Origin of the sequence: Exiguobacterium sp. s91 (genome assembly GCF_018618915.1) — a bacterium.
GTDB lineage: Bacteria > Bacillota > Bacilli > Exiguobacteriales > Exiguobacteriaceae > Exiguobacterium_A > Exiguobacterium_A abrahamii.
The window spans coordinates 911842-934825 of the sequence record NZ_JACSMZ010000001.1; the positions used below are offsets into that span (position 1 = coordinate 911842).

At 46.7% G+C, this 22984-nt stretch carries 28 protein-coding genes; all 28 read left to right on the top strand.

The annotated features are described in order from the left end of the window. The first annotated feature begins 2 nt into the window (after positions 1-2). The 28 genes from trmFO (at position 3) to flhA (ending at position 22982) form a co-directional block, all read left to right on the top strand. On the top strand, positions 3-1307 hold the full coding sequence (trmFO, locus tag KNQ06_RS04515) for an FADH(2)-oxidizing methylenetetrahydrofolate--tRNA-(uracil(54)-C(5))-methyltransferase TrmFO (protein ID WP_215147425.1): 1305 nt from the start codon (positions 3-5) through the stop codon (positions 1305-1307). A 172-nt stretch (positions 1308-1479) separates the two neighbouring features. After that, positions 1480-2358, top strand: coding sequence for a tyrosine recombinase XerC (locus KNQ06_RS04520; protein WP_214723613.1), 879 nt, complete (start codon positions 1480-1482; stop codon positions 2356-2358). 14 nt (positions 2359-2372) lie between these two features. Beyond that, complete coding sequence (gene hslV / locus KNQ06_RS04525; protein ID WP_023468727.1) at positions 2373-2924, top strand: ATP-dependent protease subunit HslV; 552 nt, start codon at positions 2373-2375, stop codon at positions 2922-2924. Beyond that, a complete protein-coding gene (gene hslU / locus KNQ06_RS04530; RefSeq protein WP_058705424.1) occupies positions 2917-4290 on the top strand; it encodes an ATP-dependent protease ATPase subunit HslU in 1374 nt (457 codons plus the stop codon). The genes hslV and hslU overlap by 8 nt, the downstream gene beginning before the upstream one ends. Before the next feature lie 16 nt (positions 4291-4306). Then, positions 4307-5086, top strand: a complete 780-nt coding sequence (gene codY / locus KNQ06_RS04535; protein ID WP_023468725.1) for a GTP-sensing pleiotropic transcriptional regulator CodY — start codon at positions 4307-4309, stop codon at positions 5084-5086. 250 nt (positions 5087-5336) lie between these two features. Continuing rightward, positions 5337-5699 carry a flagellar basal body rod protein FlgB gene (flgB, locus tag KNQ06_RS04540; protein ID WP_214723611.1) on the top strand — a complete coding sequence of 121 codons (363 nt, stop codon included), beginning with the start codon at positions 5337-5339 and terminating at the stop codon, positions 5697-5699. A 3-nt stretch (positions 5700-5702) separates the two neighbouring features. After that, positions 5703-6101, top strand: a complete 399-nt coding sequence (gene flgC / locus KNQ06_RS04545) for a flagellar basal body rod protein FlgC (protein WP_029342078.1) — start codon at positions 5703-5705, stop codon at positions 6099-6101. A gap of 17 nt (positions 6102-6118) precedes the next feature. Further along, positions 6119-6406: a flagellar hook-basal body complex protein FliE gene (gene fliE, locus KNQ06_RS04550; RefSeq protein WP_029342077.1), complete on the top strand. Its 288-nt coding sequence runs from the start codon at positions 6119-6121 to the stop codon at positions 6404-6406. A gap of 28 nt (positions 6407-6434) precedes the next feature. Next, positions 6435-8003, top strand: a complete 1569-nt coding sequence (fliF, locus tag KNQ06_RS04555; RefSeq protein WP_214723609.1) for a flagellar basal-body MS-ring/collar protein FliF — start codon at positions 6435-6437, stop codon at positions 8001-8003. Positions 8004-8007: 4 nt separating this feature from the next. Continuing rightward, positions 8008-9015 carry a flagellar motor switch protein FliG gene (fliG, locus tag KNQ06_RS04560; protein ID WP_050677479.1) on the top strand — a complete coding sequence of 336 codons (1008 nt, stop codon included), beginning with the start codon at positions 8008-8010 and terminating at the stop codon, positions 9013-9015. After that, a complete protein-coding gene (locus KNQ06_RS04565; protein WP_149427592.1) occupies positions 8999-9736 on the top strand; it encodes a FliH/SctL family protein in 738 nt (245 codons plus the stop codon). Before fliG ends, KNQ06_RS04565 begins: the two co-directional genes overlap by 17 nt. Next, positions 9729-11042 carry a flagellar protein export ATPase FliI gene (gene fliI, locus KNQ06_RS04570; protein ID WP_214723607.1) on the top strand — a complete coding sequence of 438 codons (1314 nt, stop codon included), beginning with the start codon at positions 9729-9731 and terminating at the stop codon, positions 11040-11042. The genes KNQ06_RS04565 and fliI overlap by 8 nt, the downstream gene beginning before the upstream one ends. Positions 11043-11054: 12 nt before the next feature. Next, a complete protein-coding gene (locus KNQ06_RS04575) occupies positions 11055-11489 on the top strand; it encodes a flagellar export protein FliJ (protein ID WP_029342072.1) in 435 nt (144 codons plus the stop codon). Further along, positions 11486-12031, top strand: coding sequence for a MotE family protein (locus tag KNQ06_RS04580; protein ID WP_214770710.1), 546 nt, complete (start codon positions 11486-11488; stop codon positions 12029-12031). The genes KNQ06_RS04575 and KNQ06_RS04580 overlap by 4 nt, the downstream gene beginning before the upstream one ends. Positions 12032-12044: 13 nt before the next feature. After that, positions 12045-13169, top strand: coding sequence for a flagellar hook-length control protein FliK (locus tag KNQ06_RS04585; protein WP_215147427.1), 1125 nt, complete (start codon positions 12045-12047; stop codon positions 13167-13169). Beyond that, positions 13162-13632 (top strand): flagellar hook capping FlgD N-terminal domain-containing protein, encoded by a 471-nt coding sequence (locus KNQ06_RS04590; protein ID WP_029342069.1) that lies wholly within the window; start codon positions 13162-13164, stop codon positions 13630-13632. Before KNQ06_RS04585 ends, KNQ06_RS04590 begins: the two co-directional genes overlap by 8 nt. Next, complete coding sequence (flgG, locus tag KNQ06_RS04595; protein WP_149427591.1) at positions 13632-14483, top strand: flagellar basal body rod protein FlgG; 852 nt, start codon at positions 13632-13634, stop codon at positions 14481-14483. The genes KNQ06_RS04590 and flgG overlap by 1 nt, the downstream gene beginning before the upstream one ends. Beyond that, a complete protein-coding gene (locus KNQ06_RS04600) occupies positions 14480-14716 on the top strand; it encodes a flagellar FlbD family protein (RefSeq protein ID WP_029342067.1) in 237 nt (78 codons plus the stop codon). The genes flgG and KNQ06_RS04600 overlap by 4 nt, the downstream gene beginning before the upstream one ends. Then, a complete protein-coding gene (locus KNQ06_RS04605) occupies positions 14691-15140 on the top strand; it encodes a flagellar basal body-associated FliL family protein (RefSeq protein ID WP_029342066.1) in 450 nt (149 codons plus the stop codon). The genes KNQ06_RS04600 and KNQ06_RS04605 overlap by 26 nt, the downstream gene beginning before the upstream one ends. Before the next feature lie 9 nt (positions 15141-15149). Further along, entirely contained in the window at positions 15150-16133 is a 984-nt protein-coding gene (gene fliM / locus KNQ06_RS04610; protein ID WP_029342065.1) for a flagellar motor switch protein FliM, read from the top strand. A gap of 1 nt (position 16134) precedes the next feature. Beyond that, complete coding sequence (gene fliY, locus KNQ06_RS04615; protein WP_050677473.1) at positions 16135-17268, top strand: flagellar motor switch phosphatase FliY; 1134 nt, start codon at positions 16135-16137, stop codon at positions 17266-17268. A gap of 12 nt (positions 17269-17280) precedes the next feature. Next, positions 17281-17646: a response regulator gene (locus tag KNQ06_RS04620; RefSeq protein WP_029342063.1), complete on the top strand. Its 366-nt coding sequence runs from the start codon at positions 17281-17283 to the stop codon at positions 17644-17646. Beyond that, complete coding sequence (locus tag KNQ06_RS04625) at positions 17643-18134, top strand: flagellar biosynthetic protein FliO (protein ID WP_050677472.1); 492 nt, start codon at positions 17643-17645, stop codon at positions 18132-18134. Before KNQ06_RS04620 ends, KNQ06_RS04625 begins: the two co-directional genes overlap by 4 nt. Then, the gene (fliP, locus tag KNQ06_RS04630; RefSeq protein ID WP_029342061.1) at positions 18131-18799 is read left to right on the top strand and encodes a flagellar type III secretion system pore protein FliP; all 669 of its coding nucleotides are present in this window, start codon (positions 18131-18133) and stop codon (positions 18797-18799) included. The genes KNQ06_RS04625 and fliP overlap by 4 nt, the downstream gene beginning before the upstream one ends. 11 nt (positions 18800-18810) lie before the next feature. After that, positions 18811-19083 (top strand): flagellar biosynthesis protein FliQ, encoded by a 273-nt coding sequence (fliQ, locus tag KNQ06_RS04635; RefSeq protein WP_023468705.1) that lies wholly within the window; start codon positions 18811-18813, stop codon positions 19081-19083. Next, on the top strand, positions 19080-19847 hold the full coding sequence (gene fliR / locus KNQ06_RS04640; protein WP_029342060.1) for a flagellar biosynthetic protein FliR: 768 nt from the start codon (positions 19080-19082) through the stop codon (positions 19845-19847). The genes fliQ and fliR overlap by 4 nt, the downstream gene beginning before the upstream one ends. A gap of 4 nt (positions 19848-19851) precedes the next feature. Then, positions 19852-20943: a flagellar biosynthesis protein FlhB gene (gene flhB, locus KNQ06_RS04645; protein ID WP_029342059.1), complete on the top strand. Its 1092-nt coding sequence runs from the start codon at positions 19852-19854 to the stop codon at positions 20941-20943. A gap of 14 nt (positions 20944-20957) precedes the next feature. Continuing rightward, positions 20958-22982, top strand: a complete 2025-nt coding sequence (flhA, locus tag KNQ06_RS04650; RefSeq protein ID WP_215147429.1) for a flagellar biosynthesis protein FlhA — start codon at positions 20958-20960, stop codon at positions 22980-22982. Positions 22983-22984 lie beyond the last annotated feature (2 nt).

Below are 22984 nucleotides of genomic sequence, written 5' to 3' on the forward strand. Positions count from 1 at the left end.
CGTTGAAACGTGTAACGGTAATCGGCGCGGGACTTGCAGGTTCTGAAGCAGCATGGCAACTTGCAAAACGCGGCGTACAAGTAGATTTATATGAAATGCGGCCTGTCAAACAGACACCCGCGCACCATACAGACCAATTCGCTGAACTCGTCTGTTCGAACTCACTTCGAGCGAACCAGTTAACGAACGCAGTTGGTGTCTTAAAGGAAGAGATGCGTCAGCTCGATTCCTTGATCATGAAAGCAGCAGACTTAGCGAGCGTTCCAGCAGGTGGAGCACTTGCTGTCGATCGGCATGACTTCGCAGGATATGTGACGGAAACGTTGAAAAACCACCCGAACGTTACCGTCCATCATGAAGAAATCGAAGCGATTCCAGATGGTCCGACGATCGTCGCGACGGGTCCGTTGACGAGTGCGGCATTATCGGAATCACTTAAACAATTCACAGGTGAAGATTACCTATACTTCTTCGATGCAGCGGCACCGATTCTCGATGGAGACACGATCGATCGTGAGAAGGTTTACCTGAAATCACGATATGATAAAGGCGAAGCTGCCTACTTGAATTGTCCAATGACGGAAGAAGAATTCCAGCTCTTCTATGATGAGCTGATCAATGCGGAAGTCGTTCCACTGAAGGAATTTGAAAAAGAGATTTACTTCGAGGGCTGTATGCCATTTGAAGTTCTCGCTTCTCGCGGACCGAAAACGCTCTTGTTCGGACCAATGAAGCCAGTCGGACTGGAAGATCCGAAGACAGGCAAACGATCATATGCTGTCGTTCAATTGCGTCAGGATAACTCAGCTGGAACATTGTTCAACCTTGTCGGCTTCCAGACACATTTGAAATGGGGCGAACAAAAGCGGATCATTCGCTTGATTCCTGGTCTTGAGAATGCAGAAATCGTCCGTTATGGTGTCATGCACCGTAACACGTTCGTCAACTCACCGAATTTGTTGAAACCAACGTATCAGACACGTACACGTGACGACTTGTTCTTTGCTGGTCAAATGACAGGTGTCGAAGGGTACGTCGAGTCAGCAGCGTCCGGTTTAACAGCAGGAATTAACGCGGCACGTCTCGTCAATGAGGCGGAACCGGTTACGTTCCCGCAGGAAACGATGATGGGTGCGATGTCGCACTATATCACGACGACGGAAGGGAAGAACTTCCAGCCAATGAATGCCAACTTCGGATTGGTACCAGCACTCGTTGGTCATCCGGTTCGGATGAAAAAACCTGAGAAGTATGCGCTCTACGCAGAGCGAGCACTTGAAGCAATCAAAGATTTCACGGATATGTGATTTTTGATGGGGAGAAAGGCGTGATTCAGCGCTCTTTCTCCCCATTTCTTAATTTGTCATAAAAGCGCGATAATTTCGTTAATTTTTCGGTTTTTGGTCTATTGTCAGACTACTTGGTCTGTGCTATGCTAAGGGCGATTCGAGAATGAAATGGTCAGAAGGGGGCGCATTCATGGGGATAGACACTGCTTTTGAGCGACTGCTAGAAGATTTTATGCGGTATGTTCATATTGAACGTCAATTATCTCCGAACACGGGTCGCTCTTATGATCAAACACTTCGACAATACGCCGCTTTTTGCCGCGATCATCAGTTACGATCGATTGAATTGGCAAGTGCACGGCGTTATTTGTATGCTCTTTACGATCAGGAGCTGGCGCGGGCGACGATTGCACAAAAAGTTTCCTGCCTCAAACAATTTGGTCGTTTTTTGACACGTGACACCGATGAGCCTAATCCATTCGATGGATTAAAAGCACCAAAACGACAACAAGGACTTCCGACATTCCTCGTCCCAACGGAATATGAACGTTTCCTTGACGCCTTTCGATCGAGTGATACGCTTGGTAACCGGAATGTGGCGTTAGTAGAACTTTTATATGCGACGGGTATGCGGGTCAGCGAGGTCGTTCAACTAGATCTTCGTGATCTCGCGACTGATCACTCCTACGTCCATGTGTATGGAAAAGGTGGGAAGGAACGCATCGCACCAATCGGAACCTTTGCTAAAGATGCATTAGAACTGTACTTACCATCACGAGATCCAATCGCAGGTCATGAGCAAGCGTTGTTCTTGTCTCATTCAGGGCGTCGATTGACGACGGATGCGATTCGGAAAATCATGAAAAAAGGGGAACAACTCGTTGGGAAACATGTGACACCACATGCGCTTCGTCATAGTTTCGCGACAGATTTACTGGAAAGAGGCGCCGATTTGCGAGCGGTCCAGGAGTTACTTGGACACGCATCGCTGTCGACGACTGGTCAGTATACACACGTAACGACGGAACGATTACGACATGTTTATCAACAAGCACATCCTCGTGCCTAAGGGAGGAAACATTGATGTTTCATGCAACGACGATTTTTGCGATTCAACATAACGGACAATCCGCGATGAGCGGAGACGGACAGGTGACTTTCGGAAACCAAGTCATCATGAAGAAAAGTGCGAAAAAAGTACGGCGCCTCTATGGTGGCAAAGTCATTGCCGGATTTGCTGGAAGTGTCGCGGACGCGTTCACACTCTTTGAAAAATTCGAAGCGAAGCTTGAAATGTATAACGGGAACTTACAACGGGCAGCAGTTGAGCTGGCGAAGGAATGGCGAGGCGATAAGATGTTGCGTCAACTAGAAGCACTCTTACTCGTCATGGATGGAACACATCTCTTACTTGTATCCGGAAACGGGGAAGTCATCGAACCGGATGACGGCATTCTCGCAATCGGTTCAGGTGGTAATTATGCGCTTGCAGCAGGTCGCGCGTTAGCTCGACACGCAAGTCATCTCACAGCAGAGGAGATCGCCCGCGCAGCTCTTGAGACGGCTGGTGAACTCTGTGTCTTTACGAACGATCAAATCATCCTAGAAACGATCGGAGGCAATGACCATGCATGAATTGACGCCAAGACAAATCGTCGAGAAGTTAAATGAACATGTCATCGGACAAGCGGATGCTAAACGTGCGGTGGCGATTGCTTTACGTAATCGGTACCGTCGACAACTACTCGATGCATCGATGCGGGATGAAGTCACACCGAAGAATATCCTGATGATCGGACCGACCGGAGTCGGAAAGACTGAAATTGCGCGACGCCTCGCGAAACTCGTCCGTGCGCCGTTCGTCAAAATCGAAGCGACGAAGTTCACGGAAGTAGGGTACGTCGGTCGTGATGTGGAGTCAATGGTGCGGGATCTCGTGGAAGCGTCTCTACGTCTTGTCAAAGATGAGAAAAAAGAAGCGCTTAAGGATCGAGCGGAAGCAGTGGCGAACGAACGAATCGTTGATGCGTTGTCTGGTAAAAAATCGTCATCTGGTCTTGGTGGTGGAACGAATCCGTTTGAAATGTTGTTCGGTGGTAACCAAAAGCAACAAGAGCCAGATACATCGGAAGCGACAGCCGACCGTTCGTTACTTCGTCAGCAATTGCTGACGGGGCAACTCGAGGATCGAATGATCGAGGTCGATGTCGAAGAACGTCAAGTGGATTTATTCTCTGGGCAACAAGGTATGGAGGGGCTTGCGAATCTTCAGGATATGCTCGGACAAGTTATGCCGAAGAAAACGAAGAAGCGTCAGCTTACAGTCAAGGAAGCACGTCCGATTTTAACAGCGGAAGAAGCAGAACGATTGCTTGACTTGAACGAAGTCCATGACGAAGCTGTCCGCCGTGCAGAACAGATGGGCATCATCTTCGTCGATGAGATCGATAAGATTGCGACAAAAGGACATGACTCAGCTGGTGTTTCACGAGAAGGTGTTCAGCGAGACATCTTACCGATTGTTGAAGGATCGACGATCGTTACGAAATATGGTCCAGTCAAGACGGATCACATCTTGTTCATCGCTGCGGGTGCATTCCATATGGCAAAACCATCTGATCTGATTCCTGAACTCCAAGGTCGCTTTCCGATCCGTGTCGAACTCGACAGTTTGACAGAAGATGACTTTGTTAAGATTTTAACTGAACCGAATCAAGCATTACTCAAACAATATAAAGCATTATTAGGGGCAGAACACGTTCATGTCACCTTTACAGAAGAAGCCATTCGTGAAATCGCACGGATTGCTGCACAAGTGAACGATGAGACGGATAATATCGGAGCGCGACGCTTGTATACAATCATGGAGCGGGTCCTTGAGGAATTATCCTTCGAAGCAGCAGACATGCCGGAGACGGATGTAACGATCACGCCACAATACGTGACGGATCGAGTTGGAAAAGTAGCGGATGATCGAGACTTAAGTCAGTTCATCTTATAAAGTGGAGGAAGAAAAAATGAATTTATTGGCGAAAACGCGGAAGCTGAATACGATGTTACAACAAGAAGCGAGCACACATGTTGATTTCAAGGTCATGGCTGATCGACTCAGCGAAGTCATGGAATCGAACACATTCATCGTAAGTCGGCGCGGTAAGTTACTAGGTATCGCAATCAAGCAACAAATCGAAAATGACCGGGTCCGTGGTTTCTTAGAAGAACGTCAATTCCCGGAAGATTATACGAAAAAATTATTTAACGTCACTGAAACAACAGCAAACATTGCCATCGATAGCGAACATACGGCATTCCCGGTCGATAACCGTGATACGTTCGAAACGTCAAAGACGACGATCGTACCAATCATCGGTGGTGGCGAACGCCTTGGTACACTTGTTCTCGGTCGTATGGTAGAAGACTTCAACGAAGAAGACCTCGTGCTTGCGGAGTATGGTGCGACAGTCGTCGGGATGGAGATCCTTCGTGAAAAGGCTCATGAGGCGGAAGATAAAGCACGCAAGAAAGCGGTCGTTCAGATGGCGATCAATTCATTGTCTTATTCAGAACTTGAAGCGATTGAGCATATCTTCGAAGAGCTGGAAGGAAATGAAGGATTACTCGTCGCTTCAAAGATTGCCGATCGCGTCGGTATCACGCGTTCCGTCATCGTCAATGCGCTTCGTAAGCTCGAAAGTGCAGGAGTCATCGAGTCACGTTCGCTCGGGATGAAAGGGACATACATCAAAATCTTAAACGATAATTTCCTATATGAATTAGAACGAATTAAATCGAACTAAAAAAGGGAATTGCTGCTTATAGAGAGAAGACCTAGTTAAGCACTAGGTCTTTTTTGTTTGACTAGGTATTATTTATCATTTTTATAAGAAAAGGGAATAAAAAACAGAATATTAACATCTCATTACCCTATTTTTCAAAAAACTTCTTTTCAAACATTGACCTATTTGTTTCAATTATTTCAGATATGTTACTAACGACTTACTTTTTGTCGTGATTTTGAATATAGTTTCCACGAGTGGAGGAAAGAAGATGAATTGGTTAGGGTCTGACTATAATTTAATGACACAAGCTGTCAATCGAACGGTCATGGCACAGGAAGTCATCGCTAAAAACATCGCGAATGTCGATACGCCCGGGTATAAGGCAAAGCGAGTCACGTTTGGAGATGTGCTCGATTCAGAGATGAAAATGAGTTTAAAACGACACGCAACGATTGGAACTTCTGGTAGCATCGTTGATCGACCGAATACGATGCGCAACGATGGAAACGGTGTTGATATCGACCTTGAGATGTCTGAATTATCACGCAATCAAATTGAGTACGAGGCGTTGGTCGAACAGTTGAATCGTAAATTCTCTGGCATCCAGTCTGTTATCCGAGGAGGAAAGTAATCGATGAGTATGTTCAACGGATTTCATACGTCTGCGTCCGGTTTAACTGCCCAGCGTTTGCGGCTCGATACAGTCTCGGCGAACATCGCGAATGCTCAAACGACACGAGGTGAGCTCGTCAATGGACAGTGGCAACCGTATGCGAGAAAACTCGCTGTGTTAAAAGAGACCGCCAATGGTGTCACGGTCAGTGAATTGAAGAAGGATCCTGAACCATTCAAATTAGAATATAATCCGACGCATCCAGATGCGGATGAACTCGGATACGTCAAGATGCCTAATGTCGATATCTTAAAAGAAATGGTCGACATGATGGGCGCGACACGCTCTTACGAAGCGAACGTAACGGCTTTGAACGCGACAAAAGCGATGCTCGTCAAAGCGATGGAGATTGGTAAATAAGTAGAGGAGATGAAGAGATGGCAATTCAACCAATTCAAAACATGCAGATGGTACTACCCACGCAGACAGTCGCTAAGACGACACCAAGTGATTTTAGTGAGGTGCTCAGCGAGGCGATGAACGGACTGAATGCAACGCAACATGCCTCATCTCAAGCGCGCGTCGATCTCGCGACAGGAAAGACGACGGATCTACATAACATCATGATTAAAACAGAAGAAGCATCGCTTTCTATGCAACTCGCCCTTGAAGTCCGTAACAAAGGCATCGAAGCATACCAAGAAATGATGCGTATGCAACTGTGACTGTTAAGGAAAGCGTGGGAGATGTTGAATGAACGAACGTTTAAAAGCTCGATTGGGAGCAATGAATACGACATGGAAAGAATGGTCACTTGCGAAGAAGGCGACGATTTTAGGAATCATCGTCGTCGTTTTAGCGGCGTTGATTGTTGCGATCATCTGGTTATCTAAACCAACAATGACGCCTCTTTATTCGAAGCTATCCCCTCAAGAGGCGGGGCAAGTGACGGAAAAGCTAAATGAAGATGGAATCGCATCGGAAGTCGTCACTGAAGCAAATGGCGTGACGATACTTGTTCCAGAAGCAAACGTTGAAAACTTAAAAGTCGAATTAGCGACGGCTGGTATACCAAAATCCGGTCAAATCGACTATTCCTTCTTCAGTGAAAACGCTGGATTCGGAACGACGGATAAAGAAATGAACATTCTCGAACGCGATACGATGCAGACGGAACTTGAAAACTTGATTACACAAGTCAACGGGATTGAATCTGCGAAAGTCATGATTACTCTCCCAGAGAAAAGTGTTTTTCTCTCTGATGAAAAAGAAACTTCAACAGTCTCTGTCGTCTTGACTTCTAGCGCGGGTAGTAATCTTAACAATCAGACGGTTCAAGGGTTGTATCATTTGATTGCAAAGAGTATTCCGAACCTTAAAGAAGAAAACATTACGATCATGGATCAGTATTTTACGTATTACGAGCCAGGATCTGCTACGCAAACGGCGGGTGGAACCGATCCGATGGCGCTGAAGAAAACGACGGAAAACGATTTACGCAAGCAGATTCAGCAGATGCTATCTGTCGTTCTCGGTCCACAAAAAGCACTCGTTTCAGTTACGGCAGATGTCGATGTCACGAAACGTCAGGAAGAACAAAAGCTTGTTGAGCCAGTAGATCCCGATAAAATCGAAGGGATCGTCACGTCTGCTGAAAAAGTAGCAGAAGCGTACACAGGCTCTGCAAATGCTGGTACAGCAGGTACGGGGCAAAATGAGACGACGAATTTCCCGGCGGGTACTGGAACGACGGGTGATACGAGTGAGAAAACACACGATATCATCAACTATGAAGTCAATCGAATCACAAAACAAATCACAGGAGCTCCTTACGAGATTCGTGATTTAGGAATTCAAATCATCGTCGAGCCACCAAAAGGTCAGAATCAGATCGATCCACAACTACAAACTGACTTACAGACGATGATGTACTCGATCATCCGGACATCATTAACGAAGACAGATGCGAAAGCAACGCTGACGGATGCAGAACTTGCCAATAAGGTCGTTGTCATGTCTCGACCATTCGCGGAAACGACGGCAGCGACGAAAACGACGACGGCAACACCGATGTGGGTTTGGTTCGCCCTTGGTGGAGCGGCAATCCTCGTCATTGGAGCAGTCATCCTCCTCATGCGTCGACGGAGAGCGAATGAAATTGAAGAACTTGAGGAATGGACACCGATTGAGACGGAAATTCCGGAATTATCAACAGAAGATACGAGCGATGGTGCAGTCAAACGAAAACAGCTTGAAAAACTCGCTGAATCCAATCCGGATGAGTTTGCGAAATTATTACGTACTTGGTTAGCGGAGGATTGATGAGATGAAGAAGCTAGAAATGAACAGTCGGGAAAAGGCTGCGATTCTCATGATTTCGTTAGGTCCTGAAGTCGCTGCCAGTGTATATAAACATTTATCGGAAGAAGAGATGGAATGGTTGACCCTTCAAATCTCAAGTATGAAACGAGTCGATCCAGAAGATAAGTTAGTCGTTCTCGATGAGTTTCATGAACTAGCGATGGCGCAAAACTACATCACTCAAGGTGGAATTGGGTTTGCTAAATCGGTTCTTGAGAAGGCGCTTGGTGAAGAAAAGGCGATGGAACTCATCTATCGCCTGACATCGACGTTACAAGTCCGACCGTTTGAGTTTGCACGAAAGGCAGACCCGAAACAGCTATTGAACTTCATTCAAAATGAACATCCGCAAACAATCGCGCTTGTTCTTGCCCATCTTGATCCTGCCAAATCAGGACAGATTCTCTCGGAGCTACCGGCAGAAGCACAATCCGATGTAGCACGGCGGATTGCGACGATGGACAGAATGAACCCGGAGATCATTAGCGAAGTAGAGCAAATTCTCGAACGGAATCTGTCACAAGCAGGCATGCAAGATTTTGCGCAGTCTGGCGGTATCGAGGCGGTCGTTCAAGTATTGAACGGGGTCGACCGGACAACCGAACGAACGATTCTCGATACGCTCGAGATTCAGGATCCAGAACTCGCAGAAGAAATCAAAAAACGGATGTTCGTCTTCGAAGATATCGTCACGCTCGATGCACGGGCGATTCAGCGCATCATTCGCGAAGTATCGAACGAAGATCTACTGTTGGCACTCAAAGTATCGTCAGACGACGTCAAGGATATGGTCTACCGCAACATGTCACAACGGATGGTCGAATCGTTCAAAGAGGATATGGAATTCATGGGTCCTGTTCGTCTCCGAGACGTCGAAGAAGCACAAAGTCGAATCGTCGGAATCATCCGCCGCTTAGAAGACATGGGTGAGATCGTCGTGGCTCGTGGTGGAGGAGATGATATTGTTGTCTAACGTCATCAAAAGACAAGCTGTGATTGAACGACAGGAACGAACACTCGTTCAAGTCCGAAATGCTCAGGAAGAATCGGCAATCGTTCCAGATACGTTCTATGAAGAGCGGATGGCTGAAGGTCAAGCTGAACTAGAACGTCTTCGCCAGGTGATGGTTCTAGAGTTTGAACAGCGTCAGCGTGAGTTTGAACAAGAACGTCTTCAGGCATTAGAGGAAGCACGTCAACGAGGATATGAAGAAGGACACCAGGCTGGATTTGAAACAGGACGTGCGGAAGGACAAGCAACGTTCGAAGAGCAAATCGCAACGACAAATACGTTTACTGCACGAATCGAAGAGCAAAATCAAGAGCGATTGATGCGATTGGAACATGAATTGTGTGTGCTTGGACTCCAGGTGACGCATCAGTTTCTAGAGCAGTTACATGATGAAGAAGAAGAGGCATTATACCAATTATTACATCAGTTGATCATTCAGTTCCGAGATCGTGAAAAGATCATTATCTACGCTTCACCAGCGGATTTTGAACGGGTCGTTCTGCTTGAAGAGCAGCTCCAAGGTGTTCTAGGTGCTAATGCGACGATTCAATTACGATTTGATCCAGCGCTTAAAGCACGCGATTATCGGATCGACTCGGAGAATGGAGCAATCACAGGTGGTTTGACAAGTGGCTTTGAAGCCCTACAAACCAAAATCAAAGAGGTTTTACATCATGTTTAACGTAAATGCGATTCAAGCCGCAGTTCGAGAAATTCGTCCGGAAGAACTCGTTCAGCATTCCGGAAAGGTCGTACAAGTGATTGGATTGATGATTGAATCACGTGGACCAACGGCTGTCGCAATCGGCGAGCGTTGTTTGATCCAAATTCAACAACGCCAGACGATTGAAGCGGAAGTCGTCGGTTTTAGAGAAGGTCACGTCCTACTCATGCCGTATGGTGAAACGACATCGATTGCTCCAGGCTCGATCGTTCTTGCGACAGGAAAACCACTCCACGTCCCTGTAGGCGATGAACTGATTGGTAAAGTGCTTGATGGTCTAGGGAGACCACTGGACGGAGAGGCATTAGAAAATTTCCGTACGACATCAATCGTTCGTAAACCACCGAGTCCATTGGAGCGACCTCGTATCAGTGATGTTCTCTCGACGGGCATCCGTGCCATCGATGGGCTACTAACGGTCGGTCAAGGACAACGCGTTGGTTTGTTTGCAGGATCAGGAGTTGGGAAGTCGACACTACTCGGGATGATTGCAAAACGATCGACAGCAGACATCAACGTCATTGCCTTGATTGGTGAACGAGGACGTGAAGTCAAGGAATTCGTGGAGGCAGAACTTGGCGAAGAGGGGATGAAACGCTCCATCTTGGTCGTAGCGACGAGTGATCAACCGCCACTTGTTCGTTTAAAAGGCGCCTATACGGCAACAGCCATCGCTGAATACTTTCGGGATCAGGGTAAGAATGTGGTCTTGATGATGGATTCCGTCACACGTTTTGCGATGGCGCAGCGAGAAATCGGTCTTGCGACAGGTGAACCACCTGCATCAAAAGGATATACGCCAAGTGTATTTGCACTTCTTCCTCAATTGCTTGAACGTAGCGGGAAGACACAAGACGGCTCGATCACGGCTTTTTATACCGTACTCGTCGATGGAGACGATATGAATGAACCGATTGCTGACGCTGTACGAGGGATCTTAGACGGTCATTTCGTTCTTGATCGTAATCTTGCGAACAAAGGACAGTTTCCAGCGATTCATGTCTTACGATCCATCAGTCGTGTCATGAATCAAATCACGACTGCTGAACAAAAGACAGCTGCCGTCGCATTTCGACAGCTGTTATCGACGTATCTTGATTCGGAAGACTTAATCAATATCGGCGCCTACAAAAAAGGGACGAATCCGGAAATTGATCGTGCCGTCGATAAATATCCGGAGCTGATCCGTTTCTTAAAACAACAAATCCATGAAGACAGTGACTTCGAGAAAGCTTGTCAGCAACTCATGGCAACGATTCAGTAAGGAGGGCGGAAGATGAAGACGATTTATGAACGAATCATTCCTTTGGCTGAAGCAGAGAAAGATCGCGTCGCAAAAGAATTGAGCCTTCATAAAAAACAATATGAGATCGAAGTCGAAAAACTATACCATCTGCTCGTCCGTTATGAATCCTTTCTGAAAGCGCAAGATGAGATTGGCATCGTCGAATTAACGTCTTCGCAATATCGAGAGCGGGCTCGAGATGTCGTGAAGCAAGAAATCGAACGGCAACAACTGTACGTGACACAATCGAAAAATCGCTATGAACGCGCACAGGAAGCACTCGAACGAGCGTTGATCGAGGAGAAGAAGTTTAGTCGTCTGCAAGAGAATCATACGGTTGAAACGAAACGAATCGAGGCATTGACGGAACAAAATCAATTAGATGAACTGGCATTGTTACAGTTTGGAAGAGGACGGATGATATGAGTGAAAATAAAACGTCAAAAGGATGGATCTTACCTTTATTGATCATCCCTTTGATTTTAATCTTGCTGACAGCTTATTTCGTATTAAATTATGCGAATGGACGTCCATTGCTATCCTTACCGTTCGCAACGGAAAAAACGACTACGAATCAAGCAAATCCGTCAGCAGAACTCGAACGTCGTCTGAAAGTAGCGAATCAAGAAATCAAGAAACTACGCAATCAAAGCAAAGAACAATCGGATAGTTTAAAAGCTAAAGAACAGGAAGTCGAACGTTTGATTGCAGAACGGGATCGTTTAAAACAAACACCGACGCCCGCGACGACGGATCAAACGAAGGCGACGAAGAAAAAAGCAGCATCTGTGACAGATGTCTATGCTGAAATGGCACCAAAGGATGCTGCGCTCATCTTAAACGAACTCAGTCCGACAGAAGTCGTACCGATCATCGAGGACATCGATGCGGAACAACAGGCGGCGATCATTGCCAAGATGGACGCTAAAAAAGCGGCGGCCTTAACACAGCTACTCGCGACGAAGTAAGGAGGGAAGCCAGATGAACATGACGGAAGTAATACAATCATCCTCCCCGAACTTGAATACTGGAACAGGGAAAAAAGGAGAGATGACCACGGTTGGTGGTCAATTTGCTTCGTTACTGGATTATCTGACGAAGTTACCAACAGCGTCATCGTCACCGTTCTCAGCTGATTTGACAGCACTCGAGACGAAAGTGGAGACACCACTATTACCGGATTGGATACAAGAACTCGTAGATCAACCGGACGAGCTTCTCTCTTTACTAAAACAACCGGAAGTAGAGGCGTTAAAACAAGAACCAAAGAAAATGGAACAACTACTAGCGTTCGTCAAACAATTGCTTGAGGGAAATGTCGAGCAGGCGAAAAATCAGTTCGATCAATTGCCACCATTGCTTCAGCAAGTCGTCTTGCAGACAGTAACGAACGATACGATCAAAATGAAAGATCATCATACGAACAACTTAAAACAACCATTACTTACTACGATTGAAGGAGACATTTCCGCGTTGCCTGTGAAACAGACGCTCCCGCAACCTGGTCCTATTGTCGAAACGCTCAAGTCGGACACTGTAGCTGTAGCTGTAGCTGAGCAGGCAAAAGGAAAGACACCGCTCCCGTTGGCATTCGCTTCACTCATGCGAAAAGCGACCATGCCCGTTGATCCAGAAGGAAAAGCCGCGCTGACTCCAATGAGCATGCCGATTTACAAAGGTACCCCGTTGCAAACGATTCGTCCAGTGCCGCTACCCGTACCAGAACAGATTCAACAACGGATTGAAGCTGCACTTCAACAGGCACCGTTCTTAAAAGGTGCTGACGGGTCAACTCGATTGTCGATTCGTCTTTATCCAGAGCAGCTTGGAGAGGTCGTCGTTCAACTCGATCGTAAGGAGGGGGCATTGACCATCAAACTGTTTGCGAGTACTGAACAAGCGAAACAATCGATCGAGCAACAACTCGGAAAATTGCAGACAGCTTTACACCAGCAGACCCCGGTCGTGAAGATCGAGACGGGGATGATCGCATCTAGTGCACGGGAGTTTCAACAGTCCTTCACACGTGATCAGCAGGAGCATGAGTCCCCTTATCAAGAAACACCCGCTCCAGTAGAGGAAGAAGAGGAGGAAGACGATGACTGATGCAATCAAAACAGATGGTACTTCATACCAGCTTCCTGAAAAGTCACAAGTACCGACGAATAAAGCAATGGATAAAGATATGTTCATGAAAATTCTGATTGCCCAGCTGTCGAATCAGGACCCGACGGCACCAATGGAAGATAAGGATTTCATTGCTCAGATGGCGCAGTTTTCTTCACTTGAACAGATGCAAGCAATCGGGAAGACGATGGACACGATGGTCTTGAACCAACATGCGACGGCGTTATTATCCTACAGCAATCTGATTGGTAAGAACGTCAGTTATGAAGCAGAGTCAAAGACGACCGATGCTTCTGGAGCAGAACAGACGACGACCGTCGAAGAGACAGCCAGTGTCGTTAGTGTAAAACGGGATGGGCTGGATATCATGGCCGAATTATCGAACGGAAAACAGATTAGTGTATACGAGTTGACGCAGATTCAATCAAAGGAGGAAAAATAATGTTACGTTCAATGTATTCAGGAATCAGTGGGCTTAAGAACTTTCAGACGAAACTGGATGTCGTCGGGAATAACATCGCGAACGTCAACACGTTCGGTTATAAAAAAGGACGGGTGACGTTTAAGGATCTCGTCAGCCAATCGGTCGGTTCATCATCCGGTGCAGGCGGCAATGTCGGTGGGACGAACCCGAAACAGGTCGGTCTTGGAGCATCGATGTCAACAGTCGATAATGTGTATAACCAAGGTGCGCTTCAGAATACGGGTCGCGTTCTCGATGTTGGGATTTCTGGTGAAGGATTCTTCCAAGTCGTCACAGCGGAAGGGATTCGTTATACCCGTTCAGGTAACTTCTATACGGATCTTGATGGAAACTTAGTTACAGGTGACGGAAACTACTTAATCGGTACTGGGACACAAGGAGCTGCAAACGGTACTCCGCCAGTACCCCTTCCGGAAGCAGGTGGCGCAGGATTCCAAAAACTAAAAGTACCAACGGATGCACGTAACTTATCAATCGGTAAAGACGGTCTCGTCACTTACGTCGATACGACAGGAGCATTACAAAACGTCGGTTATATCACGATCGCGAACTTTGCTAACCCGGGTGGTCTAGAAAAATCAGGTGTCAACGTGTTCGCAGCGTCACAAAACTCAGGTGAGCCAGTACTTGGAACACCGAGCTTGAACGGAATGGGGCAATTGACATCTGGAACGCTCGAAATGTCAAACGTCGACTTATCAGAAGAGTTCACGGAGATGATCATTGCTCAACGTGGTTTCCAAGCGAATACGCGAATCATCACGACTTCTGACCAAGTTCTTGAGGAATTGGTCAACCTGAAACGATGATTACGCTAACGACATTACGTAATGCACCACTCGTACTAAACGCCATACTGATCGAATCTGTCCGTTCCACTCCGGATACGACGATTCAACTCGTTGGCGGACAGATTTATGTCGTGAAGGAATCAATAGAAGAGGTCAAGGCAATCGCAATCGCTTTTTATCAACAAATCGGATTAGCGGGCTTGAACAGTGTAAGGAGGCTCGAAGATGGCCGAGGAAAAGAAGAAGAGTAAACTAAAAATCCCTTTAATCATGATCATTGTCGCAGCACTGATGGTTGGCGCAGGTTATATGATCATGAATTACTTTTTAGCTAATGATACGACAGAAGCAAAAGTCGAACAGCCGACAGGTGAAGAACTTGATGCACGAAGTCTTCAGACAGACGACTTGACGACGAACATCGCTGATGAACGTTTTTTGAATGTCCAATTTACGATCGTTACAGACGATCAAGCAACACGTGATGATTTAGAATTACGAAAGTTTCAAATCAATAACATCATCTTAGGTGATTTATCTGCGATGAAAAAGTCGGACTTAGACTCAAAAGCGGATATGGAGAAGCTCGAAGAACGATTACGGATGCAGTTCAAGAAGCTCATTCAAGAAGGTGATGTCCAGCGTGTCTATACGACGAAAAAAATCATCCAGTGAGGTGGCAGCATGAGCGAAGTATTATCCCAACATGAAATCGATGCCTTGCTATCAGCCATTTCAAGCGGAGATATGGAAGTCGAGGAAATCCGAAGCCAAGAGGAGCAGCGCCGTGTCAAAGTCTATGACTTTAAACGAGCGCTTCGCTTCTCAAAAGATCAATTACGGAATTTGACGCGTATCCATGAACAGTTCGCCCGAGTGTTGACGACGCATTTTTCTGCACAACTTCGGACGTACGTCCAGTTCACGGTCAATACAGTCGAGCAACTCCCGTACGATGAATTCATTCATTCTATTCCGAACATGACATTGATCAATCTTGTGAACCTTCATCCGCTTGATGGAAAAGTCTTGTTCGAAGTCAATCCGAACATTGCTTATGCGATGCTCGATCGATTACTTGGAGGACCGGGTGAAGGGATGAACAAGATTGAAAATTTGACGGAAATCGAGACGCGTATTCTGACACAATTGTTCAAACGTGCCTTCGTCCAATATGGCGCCGCTTGGGAGTCGGTGACGGAAGTCGAGGCGGAGTACGACGATTTAGAAATCAATCCGCAGTTTCTACAGCTCGTTTCTCCGAATGAGACGGTCATCCTCGTTTCGATTTACGTAACGGTTGGAGAAGTGAGCGGCACGTTGAATGTCTGTCTGCCGTTCGTGACCCTTGAATCCGTTCTTCCGAAATTATCAAGTCATTATTGGATGCAACAAGAAAAGCGAACGACAGCAGATAATCAAGAGTCTGAACACATGCAAACGCAGTTGATGAGTTCCGTCGTCGATTTAAAAGCAGTGCTCGGCCAAACAGAGCTATCGTTTGGTGAATTGTTACACCTCGAAGTAGGCGATTGTTTATCCCTGAAGACGCGGGCCTCAGATGCCGTCGATGTATTCGTCGATGACCGGAAGATGTTCAAAGCCCGACCGGGACTAAACGGGAAACACCTCGCTTTGCAAGTCTTACAACGAATTGAGGAGGAATAACATGAGCGATATGCTTTCGCAAGATGAAATCGATGCGTTGTTACGCGGAACGCCATCAAACGATGAACCGCAAGATTCGGACGCAGAGGAAATATTAGATGATATGGAAATCGATGCGCTAGGGGAAGTCGGAAACATCTCACTTGGGAATTCAGCAACGGCCTTATCGGCATTGTTGAATCAAAAAGTAGAAATCACGACACCACATGTTCGGATGATTTCGATGGAAGAATTACGAAGTCGTTATCCGATTCCGCACGTCGCGTTGCGTGTCGGCTATACAGAAGGATTCAAAGGAGAAAATGTCCTGATCCTGACACAGCGAGATGCTTCTGTCATCGCGAACCTGATGATGGGAGGCGATGGTGTCATTGATGAATCGCTTGAGATGGATCCGATTGCTCTATCTGCTGTACAGGAAGCGATGAATCAGATGATGGGAGCTGCTGCGACATCGATGTCGACAGTGTTCTCCATGCGAATCGATATCTCACCACCTGCTGTTGAAATTTTTGATTTTTCACAAGATAAGAGCATCGTCGATAGCTTTTCTCTTTGGGAGAACATGGTCATCATCGAGTTTGATTTGAAGATTGGCACGATGATTGATTCAAAAATCGTTCAATTAGCACCACTGGATTTCTCGAAACAATTGATTCAAAAACTCTTTAGCGCGAGTACGACCCAACAAGCAGAACCTGCACCACAAGCAACGGCACAAGCGCAACCAGAACAACCACAACCACAAGCGCAACCGACACCGGCACCAGCGATGGAACAACGAACGGTCGTCCCACCACCTGAACCGAAAGCAACGCCAGTCGGTGTCAGTCCAGTTCAATTTAGTCAGTTAGGTGAGATGGAAGTAGAGGGCACGCCAGGGAATATCGGAATGTTATATGATGTTCCGTTGAACGTCACGGTTGAGTTAGGACGGACACGCCGCTCCGTTCGTGACATATTGGAATTAACACAAGGTTCTGTCATCGAGCTGGATAAACTGGCAGGGGAACCAGTTGACGTTCTTGTCAACAATACATTGATCGCAACGGGTGAAGTGGTCGTCATCGAAGAGAACTTCGGTGTACGCATTACAGAAATCGTAAATACAAAAGAACGTCTTCGGATGTTCTAAGGAGGAACTATTATGAGTGCAAAAGTATTAATCGTAGACGACGCCGCTTTCATGCGGATGATGATCAAGGAAATCCTATCGAAGAACGGCTATGATGTCGTCGGTGAAGCAGAAAACGGACGCGAAGCGGTCACGAAGTATAAGGAATTGACACCGGACCTTGTCACGCTAGACATTACGATGCCTGAGATGGACGGAATCTCTGCGCTTAAAGAAATCAAAGCATTCAATCCTGCCGCTAAAGTCATCATGTGTTCAGCGATGGGGCAACAGTCGATGGTCATCGACGCGATTCAAGCAGGTGCAAAAGATTTCATCGTCAAACCGTTCCAAGCGGATCGTGTGCTTGAAGCGGTCTCGAAAACTGTCTCGTCATGAAAAAAGTGACTTTGCTGATTTGTCTTCTGTTTCTGCTGACATTTCCTGTACAGGCTGAAACGGTCGAAGAAAAATTAAATCCAACCAAGAACGATGCACCGACGACTCAGCAAGTCGATGAGAGTCCTTCCATGGCATTGACCATCTTTAAAGGAGTCGTCGTTCTCGTCGTCTTGATCGGCGGATTCATCCTCGTGACACGTTTTATTCACGAGCGGACGCGAGGCGTCAGACATTCCGGACGTTTGACCCATCTAGGTGGTGTACCACTTGGTAAGGATCGATCGGTTCAGTTAGTGAAAGTGCAGGATAAGATTTATGTCGTCGGTGTTGGGGAGAACGTACAACTCTTAGACACGCTGGACGATTTAGAGGGATACGAACCGACGGATCTTGAAGAGTCATCTTCGAAATCAGCACCTTCACCATTTCTTGAGACGTTCAAACAACAACTCGAGCAACTGCAGAAGAATCGAGGGCGCTCATGAATACGATTGAAAACCTGATCTCACTCGATACTCCGTCAGGAACAGCAACATCGATTAAACTGCTCGTATTACTGACGTTGTTATCACTGGCGCCCTCGTTACTAATCTTAATGACTTGTTTCACGCGTGTCGTCGTCGTGTTGTCGTTCGTCCGTTCGGCTCTCGGAACACAACAGACGCCGCCGAACCAGCTACTCGTCGGACTGGCCTTATTCATTACGCTTTTCGTCATGTCGCCCGTCATATCGGAATTAAACACGACGGCTTTAAAACCATACATGGCTGATAAAATTAGTCAAGATGAAGCGTTTGATAAAGCAGGAGATACGATGAAACGCTTCATGTCGAAGCACACGCGAACGAATGATTTAGAACTATTCTTAAAATACGGTAATTATGAAAAACCGGAAAAGATTGAAGATATTCCACTCGTCGCACTCGTTCCAGCATATGCGATTAGTGAATTGAAGACAGCCTTCCAAATCGGCTTCATGATCTTCATTCCTTTCCTTGTCATCGACATGGTCGTCTCGAGTGTTTTGATGTCGATGGGAATGATGATGTTACCGCCAGTCATGATTGCGTTACCGTTTAAATTGCTGTTATTTATTTTAGTCGATGGCTGGCACCTGATTGTTGAATCACTGCTCGTCAGTATGCGTTAGGGGGAGAAAAGATGACTCAAGAAATGATTATTCAGTTGGCGAGTTCTGCTGTCTGGACATTACTCAAAGTATCGGCCCCCTTGTTACTCGTCTCGCTCGTCGTCGGTCTGCTCGTCAGTATTTTGCAGGCGACGACGCAGATTCAGGAACAGACGTTATCGTTTGTTCCAAAGATTGTTGCCGTGTTTTTAGCACTCGTCTTCTTTGGACCTTGGATTATGCAGGAGTTACAGACCTTTACGATTGATCTATTCAAACAAATCGCTGAGGTTTCCCGAAAATGACATTACTTTCTTTCCTGAGTGTTTTTCTGCTCGTCTTTGGACGGATCGTCGGTTTTCTCGTTGCGGCGCCTTTGTTTTCATCAAGACAATTACCAGCGCAACATAAATTAGCACTTGCGGCGGGTCTTGCTTACTTTGCGAGTTACGCCGTGAAGACGGACGTTCGTGTAGAAGACTTCGATTTTTTCTTTCGGATGGGAACGGAAGTCTTAGTGGGGCTAGCTCTTGGCTTACTTGCCAGTTTTTTATTATACGCCCCACAAATTGCGGGTTCGATCATTGACTTACAGATGGGTCTTGCGATGGCTTCCGCTTATGATCCGATGTTTGGCGGACAGTCACCAATCGTCGGACGATTTTATTACATGCTGACGTTACTCGTCCTGCTCGCTTCTGATATGCATCTCATTTTACTGGACGGCATCTACACGAGTTTTCAAATCTTTCCGCCGGGCAGTCTGATTGCGGTATCAGGCGACGCAGGAATGAGTTTGGTCATCCGTGTCGTCGGACTTGCGATGTTGACTGCCTTACAAATGGCGATGCCACTTGTCGTTTCACTCTTTTTAGTGGATCTCGCACTCGGTTTCTTAGCGAAAACGGCACCCCAGTTCAACATTTTTGCGATTGGTTTTTCCGTCAAACTGTTAATGGGATACGCGATTCTGTTTTTATTAGCAGGAGCGACGATCACAGGAATCGGTCGATTCGTTCCATTGTTGCAAGATGTACTTGCAGACGCCATTCGATTACTAGGAGGTTAAGGACATGCATTCATATCGATTACGCCTTGATCTTCAGTACTTCGCTGGTGAGAAGACGGAAAAAGCGACACCTCGAAAGCGGGATGACTCGCGTAAAAAGGGACAGGTCGCAAAATCAGCAGATTTAACGAGCAGTTTTATGTTATTCGCGATGTTTCTTGTTCTCTATTTTTTCGGTCCATTTCTAGGACGGCGATTCGTACTCGTCCTACAAGATGGTCTCAGTGCAAGTCAAGTTCTGCAAGCCGTCGAAGAGGGACGAATTGAACAGATTTTAGTCGAGATGCTGATACAAATGGGGATTTTAGTCGCCCCCTTCTTTTTAACAGCGGTCGTCATCGGGATCCTTGGAAACTTCGTTCAGATTGGTGTGCTCTTAAGTGGTGAGGCGATTCAGCCGAAGCTGGACCGGATCAATCCGCTTCAAGGCGTCAAACGGATCGTTAGCGTTAAAGCACTCGTCGAGTTTTTGAAATCCGTTTTTAAACTGTTAGTCATCGGTGTCACGAGTGGCACTGTTCTGTGGAATAACAAGGTCGAGATTTCGAGGCTGACCTCGGAACCAATCGGCGATGCGTTAGCTATCATTGGTCATTTAACATTTTTGCTCGGTTTGTCGGTCAGTATCGCCTTGATCGCGTTAGCCATTCTGGACTTCGCTTATCAAAAATTTGATTTTGAAAAGTCGATTCGAATGAGTAAACAGGATTTAAAGGATGAGCATAAGAACACGGAAGGTGACCCTCAAATCAAAGGAAAGATTAAACAACAACAACGGGAGATGGCGATGCGGCGGATGATGCAAGAAATACCGAATGCCGACGTCGTCATCACGAACCCGACCCATTATGCGGTAGCGATTCAATACGATGACGGAAAACACATGGCACCGATCGTCGTTGCAAAAGGCGTAGATGCTGTCGCGTTCCGGATTCGGGAGAAGGCGACAGCAGCTGATGTCCCGATTGTTGAAAATCGTCCGCTGGCACGGGCGTTGTTCGCTCAAACAGAGATTGGTATGGCAGTGGATGAAACGTTCTATCAGGCGCTCGCTGAAACACTCGCCTTTGTCTATCAACTGAAACAAGCAAAATGAAAGGATGAAGCATCATGAGTATATCAACACGAGATTTAACGGTTCTGCTAGGCGTCATCATGATCGTCTTCATGCTCGTCATCCCACTGCCCGCTATCATGCTCGATTTTTTAATCATCATCAATATCTTAATTGCTTTGATGGTATTACTCGTTGCGATGAATGCCAAAGAGGCACTTGAGTTTTCTGTATTTCCAACGCTGTTGCTGATCGTCACTCTATTTCGTCTGGCGCTTAACGTCTCGACGACACGGGCGATCCTATCAAACGGAAACGGTGGCGAAGTCATTGAAGCATTTGGTGATTTTGTCGTCGGCGGAAATGCGCTCGTCGGTTTCGTCGTCTTCTTGATACTCGTCTTGATCCAGTTTCTCGTCATCACGAAAGGTTCGGAACGAGTCTCGGAAGTGTCAGCACGTTTTACGCTTGACGCGATGCCCGGAAAACAGATGGCAATCGACGCCGACCTGAACTCCGGCATGATTGACGAAGTGCAAGCCCGGACCCGCCGCCAAAAAATTCAATCGGAAGCAGACTTTTATGGTGCGATGGACGGGGCGTCAAAGTTCGTCAAGGGAGATGCGATTGCCGGTATCATCATCGTCATTATCAACTTGATTTTCGGAATGATCATCGGTGTCGTCCAGCAAGGCTTACCGATGGCGGATTCAGTCGAACTGTACACGTTATTGACCGTCGGGGACGGTCTCGTCAGTCAAATTCCAGCACTTTTGATTTCGGTTGCGACCGGGATCATCGTCACGCGCTCGACATCCGACGGAAACCTTGGTGAGGATGTCATCGGTCAATTGACACGGACGCCATTACTTGTCGGAATCGCGGCTGGAGCAATCTTCTTACTCGGACTATTCACAGCGATTCCCGATTACGTCACGATGCCGATTGCAGCGTTATTTGGCTTCTTCGCTTGGCGAATGAAGCAGACGACGAAGACGATGCAAGAAGAGGTCGCCGTTGAGGAAGCGCCGAGCGAAAACTTGCGTTCGAGTGAATCGGTCATTTCCTTACTGAATGTCGATACGATTGAATTTGAATTCGGTTACGGTTTGATTCCACTCGCTGATGAAGCGCAAGGTGGCGATTTACTCGATCGTGTCGTCATGATTCGTCGGCAGCTAGCACTCGAACTTGGATTCGTTCTACCGACCGTTCGGATTCGTGATCATCTGCAGTTATCACCAAACCAGTACCGAATCAAGATTCGCGGAAGTGAGATGGCAAGTGGTGAACTGTTACTCGATCATTATTTAGCGATGAGCCCGGGTGTCGATGATCCAGAAATTCGAGGGATCGATACGGTTGAACCGGCATTCGGTATGCCGGCACTCTGGATCGATGAACAGACACGTAGTCGAGCAGAGATGTCAGGCTATACGGTCGTTGATCCACCATCCGTCGTTGCGACACATTTAACGGAGCTCTTGAAGAAGCATGCCGCTGAATTACTCGGTCGGGAAGAGACGAAACAGTTGGTTGATCATTTGAAGGAATCGCATCCGATTTTGGTCGAGGAAGTAACACCACAACTGTTATCAATCGGGGAACTTCAAAAAGTATTCGTTCAATTATTAAAAGAAAAAGTCTCGATTCGAAATCTACCATTGATTTTCGAAACGCTCGCGGACTATGCAGCTGTGACGAAAGACAGCGAACTACTTGCTGAATATGTCCGTCAATCCTTATCGCGGCAAATTACGGAACAAGTCATGCAAGGAGATGTCTTGCATGTCGTGACGGTTTCGAGTGAGATGGAACTGGATATCCAGTCGGCCATCCAAAAGACGGAGTTCGGAAATTATTTAGCGCTTGATCCCGAAAAAGCGACACGTTTCATCGAGACATTGCAAGAGAGGGCAGCGGAATTCGAACGGTACGGGGCGCATCCGATCATCCTGACTTCTCCAAGTATCCGGATGTTCGTCCGTCAATTGACAGAACGGTATTTTCCAGATATTCCGATTTTGTCTTATAACGAATTAATGCCGACGATTGAAGTTAAGAGTATTGGGGTGATTTAAGC